The following is a 21,307-nucleotide window of genomic DNA, read 5'->3' on the forward strand; positions in this document are numbered from 1 at the left end:
AATCGAAATATGCCCCTATTGAATAAATATTAAGAATATTTAAAGTGAATAGGTTTCAGATGTTAGTCAAATGGTAATAGGGGCATAAATCTGGTGGAGTTTACTTCATGAATTTATATATTTAATATGTTTTATTGTTGCCATTTCGTTTCTTCACCTTGAGGCGCAGCGCCGCCTTGAGCTTCTGTTATTGGAGATTTTTCCTGATTGATATGATAAATATAAGCGGCTACTTTCTCGGCATCTTTTCCTGTGATCGTTCCGTCTTTGATAAAAGGGCGCATTGTAGGATTGTTTGGTGAGCCGTTTTCAAGCATCCAGAAAACATTTTTAAATAAACTTTTTTCTTTAATATTAACCCAATGCGAATCCGTAAGATTGGGGCCAATGCCGCCTTTTCCGGAATCTGAATGACAGGATACACAATTGGTTTTAAAAATCTGCTCACCTTCAGCAATATTATCTGCGTTGTATTTTGCGGTTTCAATGTTGATCGGCGGTGCATTTTTTTCATATTCTGCAATGGATGCAAGCATCGTTTTTGCTTCCTTTTCATATTCTGCGTCGGGATGGGCGTAATCTGTAAAGGCAAACGCAATGATATAAATGACACAGAAAATAATTCCGAAATAAAAAAGCCCGATCCACCATTTGGGTAAAGAATTGTCGAGTTCTGTAATTCCATCAAAACCATGATCGATCAGAATATCTTTTTCTTCAGCTTGTGATTGTTTCTTAAATGCTGAATTCCAAAGCTTTTGAAAATAGGGAGTTGATTTATCAGTTAAATATGACTGCTTTTCTTCTTCGGATAATCTGTTGAAATTTTCGTTTTCTACCAAGTCTCCTATCGAATTCATAATAAAAAGCAGAATGATTATGATGATGAGCAATGCCCAGAAAAAAGGAGAAGTGAAATAACCGGAATCTTGCGCGAACATTTCGAACGCCATAAAAGTAAGGGTCAATGTTACAACGATATATATTGAAATTGGAGTTCTCGTTTTCATTTTAATTAAAATTTTACGATAATTATTTTATGCTTGCCGTTTTGACATCCGTTGTTTTGATATCCTTGCCCAATCTTTGAAGATAGGCGATCATCGCAACAATTTCCCTGTCTTCAAGCGGTATGAAAGTATTTCCTTTTGCTGTTCTTTCTTTTTCCATCTGATCTTTTACGTCGGAAGCTTCGGCATAAATTCTTTTTACAATAGCTTTCGATTGATTGTTCGCCCATTGATCTGCGGAATCTATTTCGGCTTTTGTATAAGGGATATCAAATGTGTTTTTCATCAGTTTCATTTTATCAATCATTTGAGAACGGTCGAGACGATTGGTGATCAACCATGGGAAACGTGGCATAATAGATCCTGCCGAAGTGATTCTTGGATTATACATATGCTTAAAATGCCATGAGTCGGGGTTTCTTTCACCTTCTCTGTGCAAATCGGGTCCTGTTCTTTTTGATCCCCATAAAAATGGTCTGTCATAAACGAATTCTCCGGCTTTGGAATATTGTCCGTTTTTACCGTCAAATCTCATCACTTCATCCCGGAAAGGTCTTATCATTTGCGAATGGCACGAGTTGCAGCCTTCACGGATGTAAAGATCTCTTCCTTCCAGCTCTAAAGGTGAATACGGTTTTACTGCTGATATTTGTGGTAAATTGCTTTTTACTGTTAATGTCGGAACAATTTCCACCAAGCCACCGATTGAAATGGCGACAAACGCTAATATTGATAATAATTTTGGAGTTCTTTCCAGCCAAAGATGTATGCCTTCGCCTTCTTTTCTTGCGTCTCCGACATTGGCTAAGGCCGGAGCTTCTGCCGGAACATTTTTTTGGAAAGAGCCGGCTTTAATTGTTTTATAAACATTTATGACCATTAAAATAGCTCCGCCAAGATAAAACAACCCGCCTAAAAATCTCATCTTAAAATAGGGAATAATTGCAGTTACAGTATCCAGCCAGTTTTTCCACAACAAAGTCCCGTCCGGATTGAATTGTTTCCACATCAATCCCTGCGTAAATCCTGCAATATACATCGGAATGGCATAGAAAATAATTCCTAGAGTTCCGAGCCAGAAATGCCAGTTTGCCAATTTTTTAGACCAAAGTTCGGTTCTCCATATAATAGGAACGAGATAATAAACGACTCCAAATGCCATAAAACCATTCCATCCTAAAGCTCCCAAATGCACATGCCCAATCACCCAATCAGTATAATGCCCAATTTTATTTAAAGATTTTGTTGCTAAAAGCGGACCTTCAAAAGTGGCCATTCCGTAGCATGTAACTGCGACTACAAAAAACTTGAGTACAGGATTTTCTCTCACTTTATCCCAAGCGCCTCTTAATGTTAATAAACCGTTAAGCATTCCACCCCAGGACGGCGCAATCAGCATGATTGAAAAACCAGTTCCGACTGCCTGAGCCCACGCCGGAAGGGCTGTATACTGAAGATGATGAGGTCCGGCCCAGAGATAAACGAAGATTAGCGACCAAAAGTGAATAATTGAAAGTTTATATGAAAAAACCGGTCTGTTAGCGGCTTTAGGCAAGAAATAATACATTAAACCTAAAACTGGCGTAGTCAATACAAATGCAACTGCATTATGCCCATACCACCATTGTACAAGCGCATCTTTTACTCCGGCATAAGCAGAATAAGATTTCCAACTGGTGAAGGATAAAGGAACTTCTAAATTGTTGAATATGTGAAGCATTGCAACGGCAATCCAGGTTGCTATATAAAACCAAATCGCAACATAAAGATGTCTTACTCTTCTTTTGACAATCGTTCCGAACATATTGATTCCGAAAATCACCCAAGAGAAAGTAATTAAAATATCAATTGGCCATTCATGTTCTGCGTATTCTTTTGAAGTATTGATTCCCATTAAGAATGTAATCACTACCGCAATAATCATAATTTGCCAAGTCCAGAAATGAATCCAGGAAAGAGTATCGCTGTACATTCTGGTCTTCAAAAGTTTTTGCATACTGTAATATGCGCCACAAAAGAAAGAATTACACACAAATGCAAAAATCACAGCGCTTGTATGCAGCATTCTGATTCTTCCAAATCCTAAAGCGCCTTGTGAGTTGACTAAGCCTTGGATATTTCCACTTCTCAAACTTTGAATTGTTGTGTCATCTGTTCCGAATAAAAACTCGGGCAACTCAGGATAAAATAGCATTAAAGCAGCGGTCAATCCTAAAATAAAACCGATAATTCCGAATGCAATAGTAGCATAGAGGAATGCTCTGACAATATTATTGTCATAATGAAATTTTTGCGTCTCCATAATTACAGTTGTGTTGTAGAGAATGATTTATTACTTTAAAATATTTATCTATAAATGCTTTATGTAGGAATAAATCATGTGTATATCTAATGTTTTGACAAAGGTATTTACTAACTTTGTCTGAAACTATTAGTTTAACTTCTAAAGTATACTGAAAACTTCTAAAATAAAAATGATGAATGTATGTGGACAAAACATTAGAAAAATTCGTAGAGACAGAGATCTTACACAAGAATATATGGCCTTTGAAATGGGGATTTCGCAAAAAGCGTATTCTGATCTCGAAAATTCTAAAGTAAAGATCAACCTAGAAACATTGGAGAAGATTTCCGCAATTTTAGAAATTAAGCCTTCTGATATTTGTAGTATTTCCGATAAATGCCAAAACAGCTATTATGAAAACAAATGTCATGATCTGATCGAATATATGAAAAAGAACAATCTTCCTATTCCGGATAAATACCTTTAATCTTTAAATAAAAAACCATCCTTGAAAAAGGATGGTTTGTAGACCCACAGGGATTCGAACCCCAACTGACGGTACCAAAAACCGGAGTGCTACCGTTACACTATGAGTCTGTTTTATTTTGGTGGTGCAAATTTAGATTTTTTTTCTTTACACACAAAAAATTATTATGAATTTTATTGCAATTGTATACAAAACAAAAACCACCCTTGAAAAGGATGGTTTGTAGACCCACAGGGATTCGAACCCCGACTGACGGTACCAAAAACCGGAGTGCTACCGTTACACTATGAGTCTGTTTTATTTTGGTGATGCAAATTTACAGTTTTTTTGTTTACTTACAAATCGTTTTTTAATTTTTTTTAAATTTACATAATATTTTATGTGCAGTAAACATGGTGATCGACTTCAATAATCTCGAAATTAATAATTTACATTCTCAGACAGAATTTGAAAAAAAAGTGTTTTTTTTTTTAGAAGAATGGCTTTCGGGTTCTGAAATGGTGAAAGTACAGACTTCCGGGTCAACAGGAAATCCGAAAATTTTTGAAATTGAAAAAAAGAGAATGCTGAATTCGGCAAAAATGACCTGCGATTTTTTAAAACTTAAAGAAAACAATTCGGCTTTGCTGTGTTTACCAACAGAATATATTTCAGGAAAAATGATGATTGTACGTTCTTTTGAGAGGAAGTTGAAGTTAACAGTTACAAATTCATCATTAAAGCCACTCGAAAGTTTAGATTCAGAAATAGATTTTTGTGCAATGACGCCGCTTCAGGTTGAGAATTCTTTAGACAAAATTCATTTTATAAAAAATCTTATCATTGGTGGTGCAGCCGTTTCAGAGTCTTTAAAAATTAAAATTAGCCAAACGCTTAATAGTTTAAACAGCAAAAATCACATTTTTGAAACATACGGAATGTCCGAAACGCTTTCTCACATTGCTTTAAAAGAAATTTATCCAAAATCTGACAACTATTTTACAGTTTTTGAAAATGTTTCTATATCAAAAGATGAAAGAGGCTGTTTGGAGATTTTTGCCCCGGATTTAAATTCTGAAATTTTGCAAACTAATGATTTAGTTGAAATTAATAATAATAAACAATTCAAATTTTTAGGAAGGATTGATAATGTAATTAATTCAGGTGGAGCAAAAATTTTTCCCGAAGAGCTGGAAGCATTGGTGAAAAAAGAAATTACAAATGAAATTGTTTTTTTAGGATTAAAAGACGAAAGTTTGGGACAAAAGTTGATAGCTGTAATTGAAGGGGAAAGATCGGAAGCTTTAATTGAGAAAATATATGAAATTAAATTTGAAAAAAGTTTTCACAAACCGAAAGAAATTATCTTTGTTGAGCAAATTCCACGAACTCCGAACGGAAAAGTAAATCGTCTCGAATTAACCAAAAAATTAAGTAAAAATCTTTAACGGAATTAAGTCTTTACCTTTATTCTTGAAATTTTATATCAAAAGCAATGAAAGATTTTTCAAAAGAACTGAATTTTAAAACTTCCCGAAGCAGCGGGGCAGGCGGTCAAAACGTGAATAAAGTGGAAACTTCAGTCACCGTACTTTGGAAAGTCGATGAATCTGAATTTTTTAATGAAAGACAAAAAGCTTTAATTCAGGAAAAACTCAAAAATAGAATCAACGCAGATGGATTTTTATTCTTAACTGTTTCTGAAAGCCGAACTCAATTAATGAATAAAAATAAAGCGATTGAGAAAATTTTGGAAATCGTCAATAAAGCTTTAATTATTCCTAAAACCAGAATTGCTACGAAACCTTCCAGAGCAAAAAAAGAAAAAAGATTAGACACCAAAAAGAAAATTTCTGAGAAAAAAGAAAACAGAAGGTTTAAGTTTTAATTCTCCATATCAGGAAAAACAGTATTTTTGCAAAAAAATATACAATGTATAAAAAATTATTTCTTCTTGGAGCTTTCGCAGTTCCATTTGCATTTTCAGCGCAGGAAATTCCCAAACAACCAAAAATTTCAATTATTCCGTCTGTCGGATACGCATGGAGAACTGCGGCATTGCCTGTAGGAGTTTCTGATGAGCAGCGAGATTATATAAAAGGTTTGAAAAGTGGAATAAACTTCGATATTTCAGCTTATTATCATTTAAAAGGTATCGTGGGACTTGGATTAAAATTTTCTAATTACAGCGCATCGAGTAACGGAAAGCTAAGCGTGATCGATGACAACGGAAATATTGTTTCGGGCGCGGCCAATACAAAAGATAATATTACTTTTTTTGGTCCGGCTTTAATGATCTCGAACTTCAATGAAACGACAAGACACAAAATGGTTTTGGATATGGGATTAGGAGTAATTTCTTATACTACAAAAACCGGAAATGTAAAAGGCACAGGCTCTAATTTGGGAGCAGAAATTAATTTTGCTTATCAATATCAAATTAATGATAATTTTTTAATAGGACCAAAATTTGGAATGACAGCCGGAACATTGAATAAAATGAAGTTCAATGGACAAACAATTGATTTTGCAGATGATCAAAAAGAAGGCTTACACAGAGTTTCTTTAAGTGCGGCTGCGACATTCCGTTTTTAAATTTTATCTTTGTAAAAAATTAAAAAAAATGAGCAAACCTATTACTGAGTTCATAGAAAAATATTATCTGCACTTCAATGCAGCTGCATTGGTAGATGCTTCCAAAGGTTATGTAGCGCATCTTAAAGATGGCGGAAAAATGATGATCACTTTGGCTGGAGCAATGTCTACTGCTGAATTAGGGAAAATTTTAGCTGAAATGATTCGTCAGGATAAAGTAGATTTTATTTCTTGTACCGGCGCAAATCTAGAGGAAGACTTAATGAATTTGGTTGCGCATTCTCATTACGAAAGAGTTCCGCATTACAGAGATTTGACGGCTCAGGATGAGTGGGATTTGTTGGAAAGAGGCTTAAACAGAGTTACAGATACTTGTATTCCTGAAGAAGAAGCTTTCAGAAGATTGCAGAAACATATTGTAGAAATCTGGAAAGATGCTGAAGCAAAAGGCGAAAGATATTTCCCGCATGAATTCATGTATAAAATGATCCTTTCTGGAGTTTTGGAGCAGTATTACGAAATCCCGAGAGAAAATTCTTGGATGATTGCAGCAGCTGAGAAAAACTTGCCGATTGTCGTTCCTGGATGGGAAGATTCTACAATGGGAAATATTTTCGCTTCTTACTGTATAAAAGGTGAATTGACGGCAACTACAATGAAATCAGGTATTGAATATATGACGTATTTAGCAGATTGGTATACTAAAAATTCGGCAGGAAAAGGAGTTGGGTTCTTCCAGATTGGCGGAGGTATTGCCGGAGATTTCCCGATTTGCGTAGTTCCGATGTTGTATCAAGATATGGAAATGCATGATATTCCGTTTTGGTCTTATTTCTGTCAGATTTCGGATTCAACGACTTCTTACGGTTCATATTCGGGAGCAGTTCCAAACGAGAAAATCACCTGGGGTAAATTAGATATTACAACACCGAAGTTTATCGTTGAAAGTGATGCAACGATCTGCGCACCATTGATGTTCTCTTATATTTTAGAAAATTAATTAGCTGAAGATGAAAGTCTGATGAAGCTTGAAATTATATAAACGCTCCTTTTTTGGAGCGTTTTTTTATTAAATTTAATCTAAAGAATTCACCAGTACAAAATATCGATATGCCAAAATACCTTTCTGTAATTTGGTCAGTTTATTCGGATCTTTGTCACTCAATTTTGGTAAAATTGCTTTATTAATTTTATTTAGTAATCGGAAAAATGATTTTTTCATAACTTTATATTTTAGTGAGAACAATCATTGAAGAAATTAGAATCCAAAAATGATGCAAACAAAATAATCATGGACGAAATATTTAAGCAACAAGTCTGGGAAATAACGAAATTGGTTCCGAAAGGAAGAGTAACAAGTTACGGAGCAATTGCAAAAGCAGTTGGATATCCCAACCATTCGCGACATGTTGGCAAAGCAATGGGAGGTTGCCCGAAAGGCGTTCCTGCACATCGTGTGATTTCAAGCTCGGGAAGTTTATCGGTTCCTGAATTTCAGACCAAATTGGAAGCCGAAGGAATTGAGGTGGAAAATTTTAGAATTAAGAATTTTAAAAAGCTGTTTTGGAATCCAATGACGGAGTTATAAGTTATTAATGATGAGTTATAAATAAAGGCTGAGCGGAGTCGAAGCTTTTAAATATAATACAATTGGAGCCACAAAGTGGCGACTTAGCAGCGTTGGGCAAAGCCCTACGAAAAATATCAACAAAATAAAAATAAAAAAGTTTCGGGGTGACAAAGTCGCCCCGAAACTCATATAAAATTGTTCAAATTACTTTTCCAACTGCTTATAACTTCTCTGAATAAAATCCGTCAAATCTTTTCCTTTCAGCAAATTTTGCGAAAGTTTAGCCAGATCTAAAGCATGTTTTATTAAGCTTTCTTTTTCTTCGTTATTTTCAGTTTTCAAAATCTGATTGGCAAATTCGCTGTTTGAATTCACTACCAAATTATACATTTCAGGGAAACCGCCCATTCCAAACATTCCGCCGCCGCCAGTTGCCTGCATATCTTTCATTCTTCGCATAAATTCTGGCTGTGTAATGGTAAACGGGGCATCATTACTATCTAAATCTTCCAACTGAACCGTGAATTTTTTATCATTTACGGCTTCTTCAACATTCTTTTTTAATGATTCTTTTTCAGTTTCATTTAATTTAGAAATGATTGGTTCGTCTTTTTTAATCAGATTATTGATGTGATCGGCATCTACTCTTGCAAATGAAATTTTATCTTTAGAAGTTTCCAGTTTTTGGATAACATGCGGAATAATGTGAGAATCTAAAAGAAAGACTTCATATCCTTTATCTTTTGCAGCCTGAATATAACTGTGCTGTTCATCTGCATTTGAAGCATACAAAATAATTAAATTTCCGTCTTTATCCGTTTGATTAGGCTTGATTTTTTCCTCTAATTCGTTCCACAAGAAATATTTTCCGTCCGTTGTCGGATACAATGTGAACTTGTCTGCTTTTTCTGCAAATTTTTCTTCAGTAACAATTCCGTATTCGATTACAATTTTAATGTCATTCCATTTTTTTTCGTAATCTTCACGGTTTTCGTTAATTAAAGAAGCCATTTTATCAGCCACTTTTTTCGTGATGTAAGAAGATATTTTCTTCACCGCGCCGTCCGCCTGAAGATAAGAACGCGAAACGTTCAACGGAATATCCGGCGAATCAATAACTCCGCGAAGAAGCATCAAGAAATCCGGAACGATGCCTTTTACTTCATCCGTTACGTAAACCTGATTTTGATATAATTGAATTTTATCTTTCTCAATATTTAAATTATTGCTCAATTTCGGGAAGAATAAAATCCCCGTCAGATTAAACGGATAATCAACATTCAGGTGAATATTAAATAAAGGCTCCTCAAACTGCATCGGATACAATTCGTGGTAAAACTTCATATAATCTTCAGTCGTCAGATCGCTTGGAGCAATCGTCCATGCCGGATTTGGATTGTTGATGATATTATCAACTTCTTCTGTTTCTGCAACTGCGCCTTCAGGAGCGTCTTCCGGCAAAGGTAAAGTGTGTGTTTTTGTTCCAAATTTAATTGGAACAGGCATGAATTTATTATATTTCAACAACAATTCGCGGATTCTTCCTTCTTCCAAAAACTCTGTAGAATCTTCAGCAATATGAAGGATAATTTCAGTCCCTCTGTCGGTTTTGTCAGTTGTTTCTTCTAAAGTAAATTCAGGGCTTCCGTCGCAAATCCAACGAACAGCCGGCTCGTCTTTATAAGATTTAGTTAAAATTTCAACTTTTTCCGCAACCATGAACGCCGAATAAAATCCAAGCCCAAAATGGCCGATAATTCCAGAATCTTTTGCAGAATCTTTATATTTTTCCAAGAATTCTTCAGCTCCGGAAAAAGCAACCTGATTGATGTATTTTTCAACTTCTTCAGCTGTCATACCAATTCCCTGATCGATAATGCGAAGTGTTTTTTGTTCTTTATCAATTTTCACTTCAAGCTTCGGATTTCCGTACTCTACTTTTGCTTCGCCAATGCTCGTCAAATGCTTTAATTTTAAAGTAGCATCCGTTGCATTGGAGATCAATTCTCTCAGGAATATTTCGTGATCACTGTAAAGAAATTTTTTGATAAGCGGGAAAATATTTTCCACAGATACATTAATATTTCCTTTAGTCATAATAATTTTAGTTTTGATTTGTTTTATTCTTCACAAAAAAAATACCATGCGCCAGAAAGTGACAGATTGACAGAAGTGTTTAAAAATAAAAGATTTCTACAAAATCAATAGGAAGCGCTTTAATTCACTTGCAAAAGGTGAAGTCGTCAATTGGCTAGCCAAATTTTAAAAAGTCATTAAACACAATTCAATTATTTATACGATCTGTATAATAATAAGATTGCTTCGTCACTACGTTCCTCGCAATGACAACAAAAAAAAGACGGCCCAAAAGCTGTCTTAATATTTATGTATTGAAAAAAATTATTTAGCTTTATTTTTCAATTCTTCTTTGATTTTGTTTTCCAATTCTTCGGAAAGTTCAGGATTGTCTTTTAATAAATCTCTTACTGCATCGCGACCTTGTCCCAGTTTAGTTTCGCCGTAGCTGAACCAAGAACCGCTTTTCTTCACAATTCCCATATCTACTGCAGCATCGAGGATTTCTCCTGTTTTAGAAACTCCTTCACCATACATAATGTCGAATTCTGCCATTTTGAAAGGCGGAGCTACTTTGTTTTTCACAATTTTCACTTTTACACGGCTTCCGACTGCTTCGTCACCATTTTTGATCGGCGCACTTGCTTTTCTGATGTCAACTCTTACAGAAGCATAGAATTTCAATGCGTTACCACCGGTTGTCGTTTCAGGATTTCCGAACATTACACCGATTTTTTCTCTCAACTGGTTGATGAAAATAACCGTACATTTTGTTCTTGAAATCGTTGCTGTCAATTTTCTTAAAGCCTGAGACATCAATCTTGCATGAAGACCCATTTTAGAATCTCCCATTTCGCCTTCAATTTCTGCTTTTGGAGTCAATGCTGCAACCGAGTCAATTACCACAATGTCAATCGCTCCTGAACGGATCAAATTATCGGCAATTTCCAAAGCTTGCTCGCCGTTGTCCGGTTGAGAAATAATCAGGTTTTCAAGGTCAATTCCAAGTTTGCCTGCGTATCCTCTGTCGAAAGCGTGTTCCGCATCGATAAATGCTGCAATTCCGCCTGCTTTTTGAGCTTCTGCGATTGCGTGTAAAGTTAATGTTGTTTTACCGGAAGATTCAGGTCCGTAGATTTCAATGATTCTTCCTCTCGGATATCCGCCAACGCCTAAAGCGATGTCCAATCCTAAAGATCCTGAAGGAATAACTTCGATGGTCGTGTCAATTGCACTGTCTCCCAACGTCATTACAGTTCCTTTTCCGTAGGTTTTATCTAGTTTGTCAAGCACCAACGCGAGTGCTTTTTTCTTATCGTCTATGTTACTCATCTGTAGTTAAAATAATTTATCAAAAATACGGAATTTTACTTTCAAAAACTAATATTATTTGTTGGCGAACGTGGTTTTTATAGTTAAAAAAATATAAAATTTAATTGGGTATATTGTTCAAAACGAATTAAATGCATAATTAAAACAAACGTTCTTTAAACATTATAAAAAAGATGTCTCAAAGTTTTGTATTTTATGTTGAACTGTTGAAAAAATAATCTCAGTCTAGCCCCGATTGCAGTGGAAATCCTTTTTTGAAAAAAAAGATTGCAACGGAAAGCGGGATTAAGCTCCTGAAAATATTAATGAAAATTCGAATTGTTTGTGACTTTTAAATAATCTTCCAAGACTTTCATCTGGCTTTTATTACCTTTTTTTATTCTCGCATCACGACTTATCAGATTGTCGTAAATTTTATTAATCAGTCTTTTAGTGTTCGGAAAGCCGTTTTTTAGAGGAACATCAGGAATTTGAAGCCGCTTGCATACTTCATCGTCCAGCAAAAACCAAGTACAGCAAATGTGCAGATAACGTAAATTTTTTCTTTGAAACGGATATTTTAAAATAGGATTTTCCAGAGATTCGTTTAAAAGCGAATGAGCCAGCAAAACCGAATCTTTGTCCGAAGACGGCTGAATGGAAGTCCATAAATAAAAATATTCCGTCGCCTGTTTTTTGTTGTCTGGTAAGAGCTTTTCAGGGATTCCTAAAAGATAACCGACGTATTTCCAAAGGTGAAAAATTCCTTTTTCTTCTTCATCCGAAAAAGTATTTCCAAACTTATGCAAACTGTGAAGAAAAACAAGACTGAAGCCAATATAAGTGGCCATCATATCCCAGGAATTGATCGGCTCGCCCCAGTTTTCGGTGTCCCAATCTTTGTAATGTTTTTTAATAGAAAGCCTTGCGTAAGAATGAATTAATCTTGTTTTTATGGCAAATTCGTATCCTTTCTGATGGAGTTCCAAAGCGTCATATCTTGTTACATTTACCCAAAAATCTAAAGTCTCGGAAAGACGTTTTACAGCTCCTTTTTTTAATGCTTCAGTTACAATTAAGGGTTTGTTTAAATAGGCGTAATCATAACCGCCGATGAGGCAATAATCTCTCAACGAAATCAGTGAATCAAGGTTGCTTCGCATACAAAGCTCGGCACCGCTTTTTATTAAATTATAATCGAGCCAGCCGGGAATAGTTTGGGTTTGCTTAAAAAGTCTTTTTACACTTTCAGGTGCATCATCTGTTTCTGAAATACCATTTCGGATATATTTTTCGATCTCTTTTGAGGCTTCATGGAATTTTTTAGTGAAATAAACATCTTTTACCACTTCATCACCGATTTCATCGACATGATAAAAATAATTTGAAAATTTATCAAAATCATCAAGGCTCACTTCAGCACCGGAAAAATCAATTAGCTGCTTTCCGTTTCCTTTCGTCCAGAAATCTCTGAAATGTGGCGAGTCTTTAAATCGGGGTTGTAAAAGTATACCTTCCATTGAGCATAAAAATACAAGTTTTACGCCGAAAATAACTGGTGAGATTATCAGTTTAGTTATTAAATTTAAAAATAGTAAGCGTTTAAAAGTATCAAGAAAAACTTTCTTTACAATTACAAAAAAACCGTTCCAAAAATGAAACGGTTTTAATTATTTAAATTTTAGTTTAATCTTAAGCTAAAACTTCTTTTACTTTGTTTGCAGCTTCTTCTAAAGTAATTGCAGAATGTACAGGAAGACCTGAATCGTCAATTAGTTTTTTAGCTTCAACAGCGTTAGTTCCTTGCAATCTTACGATCAACGGAACAGGAAGGCTTCCCATCGCTCTGTAAGCGTCTACAACACCTTGAGCAACTCTGTCACATCTTACGATACCTCCGAAAATGTTAATTAAAATAGCTTTTACATTTGGATCTCTCAAGATAATTCCGAAAGCAGTTTGTACTCTCTGAGCGTCAGCTGTACCACCAACGTCAAGGAAGTTTGCCGGGCTACCACCGGATAATTTGATAATATCCATTGTTGCCATTGCAAGACCAGCTCCGTTTACCATACAAGCAACGTTACCGTCCAATTTTACAAAGTTAAGACCAGCTTCACCAGCTTCAACATCCATTGGATCTTCTTCTCTCGTATCTCTCAAAACTTCAAGATCTTTGTGACGGAACAATGAGTTACCATCCAAAGTTACTTTAGCATCTACAGCGATAATTTTGTTGTCAGAAGTTTTCAAAACCGGGTTGATTTCGAAAAGAGAAGCATCGATACCAACGTAAGCGTTATATAAAGAAGTGATGAATTTTGTAAATTCTTTGAAAGCATTCCCTTCAAGACCAAGGTTGAAAGCAATTTTTCTAGCCTGGAAACCTTGAAGACCCAAAGCAGGATCGATCAATTCGTTGTGAATCAAATGAGGAGTCACTTCTGCAACATGCTCAATATCCATACCGCCTTCAGTAGAATATACGATTGTATTTTTACCTTCAGCTCTGTCTAAAAGAATAGAAACATAAAATTCTTTAGTTTCAGTTTCTCCAGGATAATAAACATCTTCTGCAACCAAAACTGAGTGTACTTTTTTACCTTCAGCAGAAGTTTGTGGAGTTACCAACTGCATTCCGATGATGTTTTGAGCGTTTTCTTTAAGCTTATCCATATTTGGAGAAAACTTTACACCGCCACCTTTACCACGGCCACCTGCGTGAATTTGTGCTTTTACAACCCAAGCCTGAGCTCCGGTTTCAGCAGTCAATTTTTCAGCAGCAGCTACGGCTTCGTCTACATTATTAGCTACAAAACCACGTTGGATTGCTACTCCGTACTTTGATAAAATCTCTTTTGATTGATACTCGTGAAGATTCATATTATTTTTATTATTTTATTTTAAAATTTAAAGGTTGACAAATTTACTAAAAAGACACGGAAGTTCAAGTTTATTGATCTAAAAATTAAGAAGCGTCTTTATTTTTTTTAATAACAATTATTTTAAACTATTAAGATTTTTGAAGATTATAAGTTTAATTAAGAAAAAGATCTAAAGATATTTATACTTACAACTTATATTCGTTTGCGAAAACTTATTATTCTTAATTACTTAAAAAACTCTTAATGGTTTAAAATACTATCAAAAATTTATTCTTCAGTGAATTTTTCAGATTGCGAGCCGATAAACGGAATTCTCGGAGCCAGAAAATATCCCGTCAAGCTTGCAAAAAGTATCGGAACGAAATAAGTAAAACCGGTTAAAGTTCCCAAAATGATCGTCGTGCTCATCGGAGTTCGTGTCACGCAGGCGTTAATTGCCGCCATACAGCTTACAATCGCTAAAGTTGTATCAACAGCCGGAAACAAATTATGAATAATCAATCCTAAAGTCGTTCCCACAAAGAAAAGCGGAATGATGAAACCACCTCTCCAACCTGAAGTAACGGTGATTGCAATCGCCACTATTTTGAAAATTAAGATTAAAATCAAGAAATTTAAGGCAAAATTTCCGTTGATTATTTCGTTGATTTCGTGATGTCCAAAATATCTTGTGATCGGAAAATAGAAAGCGATAATTCCTAATAAAATTCCGCCAACACAGGTTTTAACGTAAATCGGGAATTTTCTGTATTCAAAAACTTTCTTGAAAAACTTTACTACAAAAATAAAAATCCAGCCAAACAAAGTTCCTACAATCCCGAAAGCCGTTGCATACGCAAAATCATAAACTCCGGTGTATTGATACGCCTTCAAATCCCAAGTCGCGCCAATTCCCAAATGGATAATCAAAGCAAACATCAGGTAACTGAAACAGCTTGCAACCAACGCCGGAATGATAGCTTTATAATATTCAACCGCATGTTTGTGGTGCAGAATTTCCAAAGAAAATAGACTTCCGCCAAGCGGAGCGCCAAAAAGAGCGGTAAAACCAGATGCCATTCCCGCAATGCTTAAAGAACGCAGTTCTTCACCTTTCAGCCTGAAAAGTTTCCCCAAATAAGTTCCTGTTGAGCCTGTCACCTGAACTAAAGGTGCTTCCGGACCTAAACTTCCGCCCGACGCAACGCAAAAAAGCGACGACAAAATCATAGAAGGATTATTTTTCGGCTCCAGTTTTCCTTTATTAAATCGGATGTTATTCACGATTAAATGAATTTCACCCGGATCGCCTATAAAATGAATGACCAAACCAGCCAAAAGACCACAAATCGCCATTGTCGGAATCACCATCCAACCGTGAAATTGATGTAAAAATTCCGTGAAATGTTCCAAAACAATCCAATATAATCCTGCGATTATTCCGCCAATCAGACCTGTTAAAGCCCACATGAAAAAAGTACGACTGAATACAAACGGATTAAACCTTATCGGCTGATCCAAAAGATTGAATGTTTTGATTAATCGCCGTCTTCTGTTGATTTTCATTTTAATTTAATTTTAAAATTGATCATCATTTGTTGTCATGTTTATTTTTTAACGTATGCTTAAAATATTTTTTTGAACCATAAAGAGTTATTAAGAAGTTAAGAACTTTTAAGAATCAACAAATTGATTTAAGCAGACTGCTTTATTTTTACTTCAGTAAATCTTAAAGAAATATGATTGTTTTAATTCTTAAAAACTTAACTGTCTTAATGGTTTAAAATTTATAGTTTATTCTTAGCAAAATAAAGAATCAGCATTGCCCAACTCAGAATCATCAAAAGACCTCCAAGCGGCGTTATCGGTCCTAAAAATTTAAGATTTGCTCCTAAATAATCCTGCAGGCTTAAAAAATAAATGCTGAACGAAAATAAAATTGTTCCAGCAATCATGAATATAGAAATCCATTTTTGTGATGAGGTGTCAAATTTTAAAATATACCCGACAATCAATAAAAAGAAAGCTGCATACATTTGGTATCTCACGCCTGCTTCGAAACTTTCCAGTCTTTCTACAGACAATATTTTTTTTAAAGCATGAGCTCCGAAAGCTCCTAAAATAACAGATAACAGGCCATAAACGGCGCCAAAGATTAAAGTAATTGTTTTCATTTTTATAGTTCTTCTAATTCCAGAGTTAAATATTTTTTTGTTTTGTAATCTTGCCAGGTTCCGACAATTTTATTTCCTTTTACATCAGCTTCAATGTAAGCGCGCGGAATCCATTTTTTGAGTTCTTCGCTGTGATAATCATTTTCTTTGATCGAAATATGGTTGTTTTTCAGTTTTCCGCTCCATTCGATCAGCTTTTTGTTTTTATCATACCAATAAAAAGCGGAAAATGAGCCGTCATCATAAACCTGTTTGATTAAAAGCGTAATTGGATATTTGTTGTCGATTTTACCTTTATAAATTTTATTCTGTATGCTATTTAAATGAATTGTCTTTTCAGATTGTGAAAGTAAGCTTTTACCGTATGTACTCAGATGTTGTTGAATATCTTTGTAAGGTAAATCAATTTGATAACTTCCCAATTCATCCAAAGCTCTCATCGCGTGATTCGAGCAGCGTTCTCTTACGATTGTCAGCTTATCTTTTCCAAAGAAAAATTTGACGTATTCTAAATTCTGTCCGTCAATATTTTCAAGACATTCCTTGTAAAGATTGGTCTGTTCTTTTGCTTCTTCTTCAGAATATCCCGTGTCTTCTTTTGATTTATTTAGAAAAGCCTGAATTTTTTCAGTAACTTTTTTATTGACTGTTTTTTGAATAATATCAACCGAAGCCGGTTCAAAAATATCTTGAATATTAATGTAATTTCCTGTTCGCAAGTCAAAATTTTTCCAGTCGGTAAAGGCTTCAGGATAAGCGCCTGTCGCTTCGCCATCGATCGAAATGCTTAAGATATTTTTAGGAGTTTCCAGCTTTTCCCAGTCATAAAAATAAACGTAATTTCTATAGGAGTTGGTAGCAGTTGCCGCCAGCTGAAAAGGATTTTTGCCGGATTGAGGAATAAATTCCAGCTCGCTTACCTGTAAAAAAGTATTGATTTTTTCTTCAATTAATGGTTTTGAGGAAAAAGAAACAACCGGAAAATTAAAATTTTCAGATTTAGGCTGTAAGTCGGTAATTTTCAGATTTTTCTGCTGAGAAAAGACCATTACAGAAATCAATACAAAAAACAGAACTTTTTTCATTGTCTTGATTTAAGATACATTAAAATAATTCCGCTTATTAAAGTCAGAATTCCAAGAACAATGAAAAAGGTAGAAAATCTCCGCGATCGTTGAAATCCCGGAAGTTTGGTTTTCTTTAAAAAGATTCCAAATACAATGAATCCGATTGGTAATAAAATCTGCATCATTATTGGTTTCTCAATCGGTTAAACTCATTAATAACTTCATGATGCGTCACTGTTTTATCTTTAAAATAAGTCACAAAATGCTGCTTTTCTTCTTCCGTAGCGCCCATTTGGTTCAGAATATTAAATAAATGCATTTTCATGTGGCCTTTTTGAATTCCTGTAGTGACCAAAGAACGCAATGCTCCAAAATTCTGAGCCAGCCCTGAAACCGCCAAAATACTCATCAATTCCTGTGCGGAAGGCTTTCCTAAAAGTGCTAAAGAGAATTTTACCAAAGGATGAAGATTCGTCAAACCTCCGACAACGCCTACCGAAATCGGAAGATCGATCCAAAATCTGAAAACTCCATTGTCTGTCGTGCAATGTGTCAGCGAAGAATATTTTCCGTCTTTTGCAGCGTAAGCGTGCGCACAAGCTTCTGTCGCTCTGAAGTCATTTCCGGTGGCAATCACAACAGCATCCACACCGTTCATGATTCCTTTATTGTGGGTTGTTGCGCGGAATGGCTCGATTTCAGCGATGGTAACGGCTTGTTTAAATTTTCTAGCAAACTCTTCATTTGAAATTCCGCTGTCGTCTTTCAAGTCGTCAATTTTACAAGAAACTTCCGCTCTTACAATACAATCCGGCGTGAAGTTGGAAAGGATGTTCATCACAACCTGTAAAGAATTTTTTTCTTCCTGCGTAAATTCTTCTTCAATGGCAATTTCCTGCTTTAATGTTTTTCCGAACTGTTCAAGACATGAATTGATAAAGTTGGCGCCCATCGAATCTACCGTGTCAAAACTTGCTTTAAGCTGGTAATAATTTGACATTTCGGAGGTTTTGTCGATCAATTTAATGTCTAAAATACCGCCGCCACGATTTCTCATATTTGCCGTAATGCTTTCGGTGGCTTCAAATAGTTTTTTCTTTAATTTAAAATTAAAAAAATGCTGAAGTTTATGAGATTCTACATCAATAATGAAATGTGTATGGCCTAATTTTTTAGTATTAATAATCGTGGTTTTAAAGCCGCCTTTGTCAATCCAGAATTTTGCCGCTTTTGAAGCTGCTGCAACCACCGAACTTTCTTCAACAGCCATCGGAAGAGCCAGTAATTTTCCGTCGATCAGGAAGTTTGGGGCAATTCCGTAAGGCATATAAAAATTGGAAATGGTATTTTCGGAAAATTCATCATGAAGCTTCTGAAGATCAGTGTTTTCGTTCCAATATTGATTGAGTATATTTTGAAATTCCTGGTTTCCTTCGAGATATTCATTCACGAGCCAGTCAATTTTTCCTTGTTTGGTTAATTTAGAAAAACCTTCGATGGGTTTATGATTCATAGCGTAACTTTAAAATGAACCGTAAATGTAGTGATTTTGAACCGTTTTTTTGTTGATAACTTTGCTTAAAAAAGAGTGATATTTCTCAATTTTGGAATTAACTTTGAACAGGAAATTTGATCTAAAATAAACAATTCCCTTATAAATATGAATTTTGACCGCCTGAAAGAAAAGCTCGAAATCCTTGCCGATGCTGCGAAATATGATGTTTCGTGCTCATCAAGCGGTGGCTCGAGAAAAAATAAAAAAGGTGCTTTGGGAGACAGTTCCGCAAGCGGAATTTGCCATACTTACACCGAAGACGGGCGATGTGTTTCTCTGCTCAAAATTCTTTTGACCAACCATTGTATTTACGATTGTGCCTATTGCGTTTCCCGAAGCTCGAATGATATTAAAAGAGCAGCTTTTACGGTGGATGAAGTGGTTGATTTAACGATCAATTTTTACCGAAGAAATTATATTGAAGGTTTATTTTTAAGTTCAGGAATTTTCAAAAATGCCGATACGACGATGGAGCGTTTGGTACGTGTTGCAAAAAAATTGCGGCTTGAAGAAAATTTTAACGGATATATTCATCTAAAATCAATTCCGGGAGCGAGTGACGAACTGATGCAGGAAGCGGCTTTGTATGCCGACCGATTATCAATGAATCTTGAAATTCCTACAGAAAGTGGTTTAAAGCTTTTGGCTCCGGAAAAAAACCGTGAAGACATGCTCAATCCGATGCGGTACATTCAAAACGGGATTACTCAATATAAGGAAGAGAAGAAAATTTTCAGGAAAGTGCCAAAGTTTGCGCCAGCCGGGCAATCGACGCAAATGATTGTTGGTGCAACCAATGAAAATGACCTGCAAATCATCAAAGTTGCCGACCATTTTTATAAAAATTACAATCTGAAAAGAGTTTATTATTCAGGATATGTGCCGGTTTTGGAAGATAAAAGATTGCCTTCTTTAACGACGGAAGTTCCGATGCTTCGTGAAAATCGTTTGTATCAATCGGATTGGTTGATGCGTTTTTATGGTTTTAAAGCTGAAGAAATTTTAGATCCGAATATGCCGTTTTTAGATCTTGAAGTCGATCCGAAATTGAGTTGGGCTTTGAGAAATTTGCATCAGTTTCCGGTTAATTTGCAAACTGCGGATTATCAGATGATTTTAAGAATTCCCGGAATTGGTGTAAAAACAGCGAAAAAAATTGTTTCAGCAAGACGTTTTCAGGTTTTAAATATCGATCATCTTAAAAAATTGGGTGCAGCTGTAAACCGTGCAAAATATTTTATTGATTTCAATGCAGGAAATATTCATCTGAAATATTTAACAGATATTAATCTCAGAAAACTATTGATTGGCGGAAGTTCTTCAAAATTCCAGAATCAGTTTTCTCAGCAGCTGACTTTGTTTTAAATGAAATGAAGAATTTTTAAAAAAATGTTGAGATTCCTTTGTCAGAATGACAAACGCAATAAAATAACTATAATATTAATGGTCACTTTACTTTACGACGGAAGTTTCGACGGACTTTTTACAGCGATATTCGAAGTTTTTGAGTATCGTTATAAAGAAGTGGAAATTGTGAGCAAAGAAAGGTTTCATCAGGAAAATATTTTTGCGGAAATTCATGAGGTAATTACTCAAAATGATAAATCGGAAAGGGTTTTAAATAAGCTAGAAGATAATATAGGCAAATCCGGAATTCATGAGTTGGTCAAGGTTTTTCTTTCAGAAGAATATGATTTGGAGCAATTGATTTTATCGGCCGTAAAACAATCAATTCAATATCCTAAAGAAAATATTCTTCAGAATTACGCCGATAATGATATTTTAAGAATTTCCAAAATTTCTAAATCTGTAAGCCGAGAAAGACACAGAATGACCGCATTTGTGAGGTTTGAAAAAATGCAGGACGATGTTTTCTTTGCTAAAATAGATCCGGATTTTAATGTTCTTCCTTTGATCAGAAAACATTTTAAAGACCGTTATCAAGATCAAAAATGGATGATTTATGATTTGAGGAGGAATTACGGAATTCTTTATGATCTGGAAAACTGCGATTTTTTTTATCCTGACGAAAAATTAGATCTGAACAAATATCAGCAGAAATTTCATGATGAAGAAAATCAATATCAAAAGCTTTGGCAAAGATATTTTACAAAGACGAATATTGTTGAAAGAAAAAATCTGAAATTGCATATTCAGCATGTTCCGAGAAGATATTGGAAGTATTTGACGGAAAAGCATTAAATTTAATCCTTTGCAGGTCTGATAATCTGCCAGAAAAAACATGATGAAAAAAACAATATTTCTAATTATTTCAATTCTAATTCTAAGCTGCAATAATGATAAGACTTTATCAAATAGTAAAAAGGATATTATT

General features: G+C 35.1%; 18 protein-coding genes and 2 tRNA genes. 8 read left to right on the forward strand and 12 right to left on the reverse strand.

The window, feature by feature from the left end; all coding sequences use genetic code 11:
- Window positions 1-131: 131 nt before the first annotated feature.
- Window positions 132-1,010: a cbb3-type cytochrome c oxidase N-terminal domain-containing protein gene (locus AC6CHK_RS14630; RefSeq protein WP_498097347.1), complete on the reverse strand. Its 879-nt coding sequence runs from the start codon at window positions 1,008-1,010 to the stop codon at window positions 132-134.
- 22 nt (window positions 1,011-1,032) lie between these two features.
- Complete coding sequence (ccoN, locus tag AC6CHK_RS14635; protein ID WP_498097348.1) at window positions 1,033-3,312, reverse strand: cytochrome-c oxidase, cbb3-type subunit I; 2,280 nt, start codon at window positions 3,310-3,312, stop codon at window positions 1,033-1,035.
- 172 nt (window positions 3,313-3,484) lie between these two features.
- On the opposite strand from ccoN, the gene AC6CHK_RS14640 reads away from it, so the two are divergent.
- Window positions 3,485-3,781, forward strand: a complete 297-nt coding sequence (locus tag AC6CHK_RS14640; protein ID WP_498097349.1) for a helix-turn-helix domain-containing protein — start codon at window positions 3,485-3,487, stop codon at window positions 3,779-3,781.
- A gap of 39 nt (window positions 3,782-3,820) precedes the next feature.
- On the opposite strand, the gene AC6CHK_RS14645 is transcribed toward AC6CHK_RS14640, so the two are convergent.
- A tRNA-Gln gene (locus tag AC6CHK_RS14645) sits at window positions 3,821-3,891 on the reverse strand.
- A gap of 113 nt (window positions 3,892-4,004) precedes the next feature.
- A tRNA-Gln gene (locus AC6CHK_RS14650) sits at window positions 4,005-4,075 on the reverse strand.
- Between the two features lie 98 nt (window positions 4,076-4,173).
- Here AC6CHK_RS14650 and AC6CHK_RS14655 point away from each other — a divergent pair.
- The 5 genes from AC6CHK_RS14655 to AC6CHK_RS14675 all read left to right on the forward strand — a co-directional run bounded on the left by AC6CHK_RS14655 (window position 4,174) and on the right by AC6CHK_RS14675 (window position 7,943).
- Window positions 4,174-5,208 (forward strand): AMP-binding protein, encoded by a 1,035-nt coding sequence (locus tag AC6CHK_RS14655; RefSeq protein WP_498097350.1) that lies wholly within the window; start codon window positions 4,174-4,176, stop codon window positions 5,206-5,208.
- A gap of 47 nt (window positions 5,209-5,255) precedes the next feature.
- Window positions 5,256-5,648, forward strand: coding sequence for an alternative ribosome rescue aminoacyl-tRNA hydrolase ArfB (gene arfB, locus AC6CHK_RS14660; RefSeq protein ID WP_498097351.1), 393 nt, complete (start codon window positions 5,256-5,258; stop codon window positions 5,646-5,648).
- A gap of 44 nt (window positions 5,649-5,692) precedes the next feature.
- The gene (locus AC6CHK_RS14665; RefSeq protein WP_498097352.1) at window positions 5,693-6,355 is read left to right on the forward strand and encodes a hypothetical protein; all 663 of its coding nucleotides are present in this window, start codon (window positions 5,693-5,695) and stop codon (window positions 6,353-6,355) included.
- A 28-nt stretch (window positions 6,356-6,383) separates the two neighbouring features.
- Window positions 6,384-7,355 carry a deoxyhypusine synthase family protein gene (locus AC6CHK_RS14670; protein WP_055984018.1) on the forward strand — a complete coding sequence of 324 codons (972 nt, stop codon included), beginning with the start codon at window positions 6,384-6,386 and terminating at the stop codon, window positions 7,353-7,355.
- A 291-nt stretch (window positions 7,356-7,646) separates the two neighbouring features.
- Window positions 7,647-7,943 carry an MGMT family protein gene (locus AC6CHK_RS14675; RefSeq protein WP_498097353.1) on the forward strand — a complete coding sequence of 99 codons (297 nt, stop codon included), beginning with the start codon at window positions 7,647-7,649 and terminating at the stop codon, window positions 7,941-7,943.
- A gap of 186 nt (window positions 7,944-8,129) precedes the next feature.
- Here the strand turns inward: AC6CHK_RS14675 and htpG are convergent, their stop codons facing one another.
- The 8 genes from htpG to AC6CHK_RS14715 form a co-directional block, all read right to left on the reverse strand.
- On the reverse strand, window positions 8,130-10,022 hold the full coding sequence (gene htpG, locus AC6CHK_RS14680) for a molecular chaperone HtpG (protein ID WP_498097354.1): 1,893 nt from the start codon (window positions 10,020-10,022) through the stop codon (window positions 8,130-8,132).
- A gap of 303 nt (window positions 10,023-10,325) precedes the next feature.
- A complete protein-coding gene (gene recA, locus AC6CHK_RS14685) occupies window positions 10,326-11,333 on the reverse strand; it encodes a recombinase RecA (RefSeq protein WP_498097355.1) in 1,008 nt (335 codons plus the stop codon).
- Between the two features lie 302 nt (window positions 11,334-11,635).
- The gene (locus AC6CHK_RS14690) at window positions 11,636-12,832 is read right to left on the reverse strand and encodes an oxygenase MpaB family protein (RefSeq protein ID WP_498097356.1); all 1,197 of its coding nucleotides are present in this window, start codon (window positions 12,830-12,832) and stop codon (window positions 11,636-11,638) included.
- Between the two features lie 172 nt (window positions 12,833-13,004).
- Window positions 13,005-14,195, reverse strand: a complete 1,191-nt coding sequence (gene sucC, locus AC6CHK_RS14695) for an ADP-forming succinate--CoA ligase subunit beta (protein ID WP_498097358.1) — start codon at window positions 14,193-14,195, stop codon at window positions 13,005-13,007.
- Between the two features lie 269 nt (window positions 14,196-14,464).
- The gene (locus tag AC6CHK_RS14700; protein WP_498097360.1) at window positions 14,465-15,742 is read right to left on the reverse strand and encodes a chloride channel protein; all 1,278 of its coding nucleotides are present in this window, start codon (window positions 15,740-15,742) and stop codon (window positions 14,465-14,467) included.
- 221 nt (window positions 15,743-15,963) lie between these two features.
- A complete protein-coding gene (locus tag AC6CHK_RS14705) occupies window positions 15,964-16,350 on the reverse strand; it encodes a DUF423 domain-containing protein (protein ID WP_498097362.1) in 387 nt (128 codons plus the stop codon).
- A gap of 2 nt (window positions 16,351-16,352) precedes the next feature.
- Window positions 16,353-17,435 (reverse strand): hypothetical protein, encoded by a 1,083-nt coding sequence (locus tag AC6CHK_RS14710; RefSeq protein ID WP_498097364.1) that lies wholly within the window; start codon window positions 17,433-17,435, stop codon window positions 16,353-16,355.
- Window positions 17,436-17,601: 166 nt separating this feature from the next.
- Entirely contained in the window at window positions 17,602-18,930 is a 1,329-nt protein-coding gene (locus AC6CHK_RS14715) for a hydroxymethylglutaryl-CoA reductase, degradative (RefSeq protein ID WP_498097366.1), read from the reverse strand.
- A gap of 147 nt (window positions 18,931-19,077) precedes the next feature.
- On the opposite strand from AC6CHK_RS14715, the gene AC6CHK_RS14720 reads away from it, so the two are divergent.
- Window positions 19,078-20,337, forward strand: coding sequence for a putative DNA modification/repair radical SAM protein (locus AC6CHK_RS14720; RefSeq protein ID WP_498097368.1), 1,260 nt, complete (start codon window positions 19,078-19,080; stop codon window positions 20,335-20,337).
- A 78-nt stretch (window positions 20,338-20,415) separates the two neighbouring features.
- Window positions 20,416-21,174: a TIGR03915 family putative DNA repair protein gene (locus AC6CHK_RS14725; RefSeq protein ID WP_498097370.1), complete on the forward strand. Its 759-nt coding sequence runs from the start codon at window positions 20,416-20,418 to the stop codon at window positions 21,172-21,174.
- The last annotated feature ends 133 nt before the right edge of the window (window positions 21,175-21,307 follow it).

Source organism: Chryseobacterium sp. GQ58 (genome assembly GCF_059758895.1).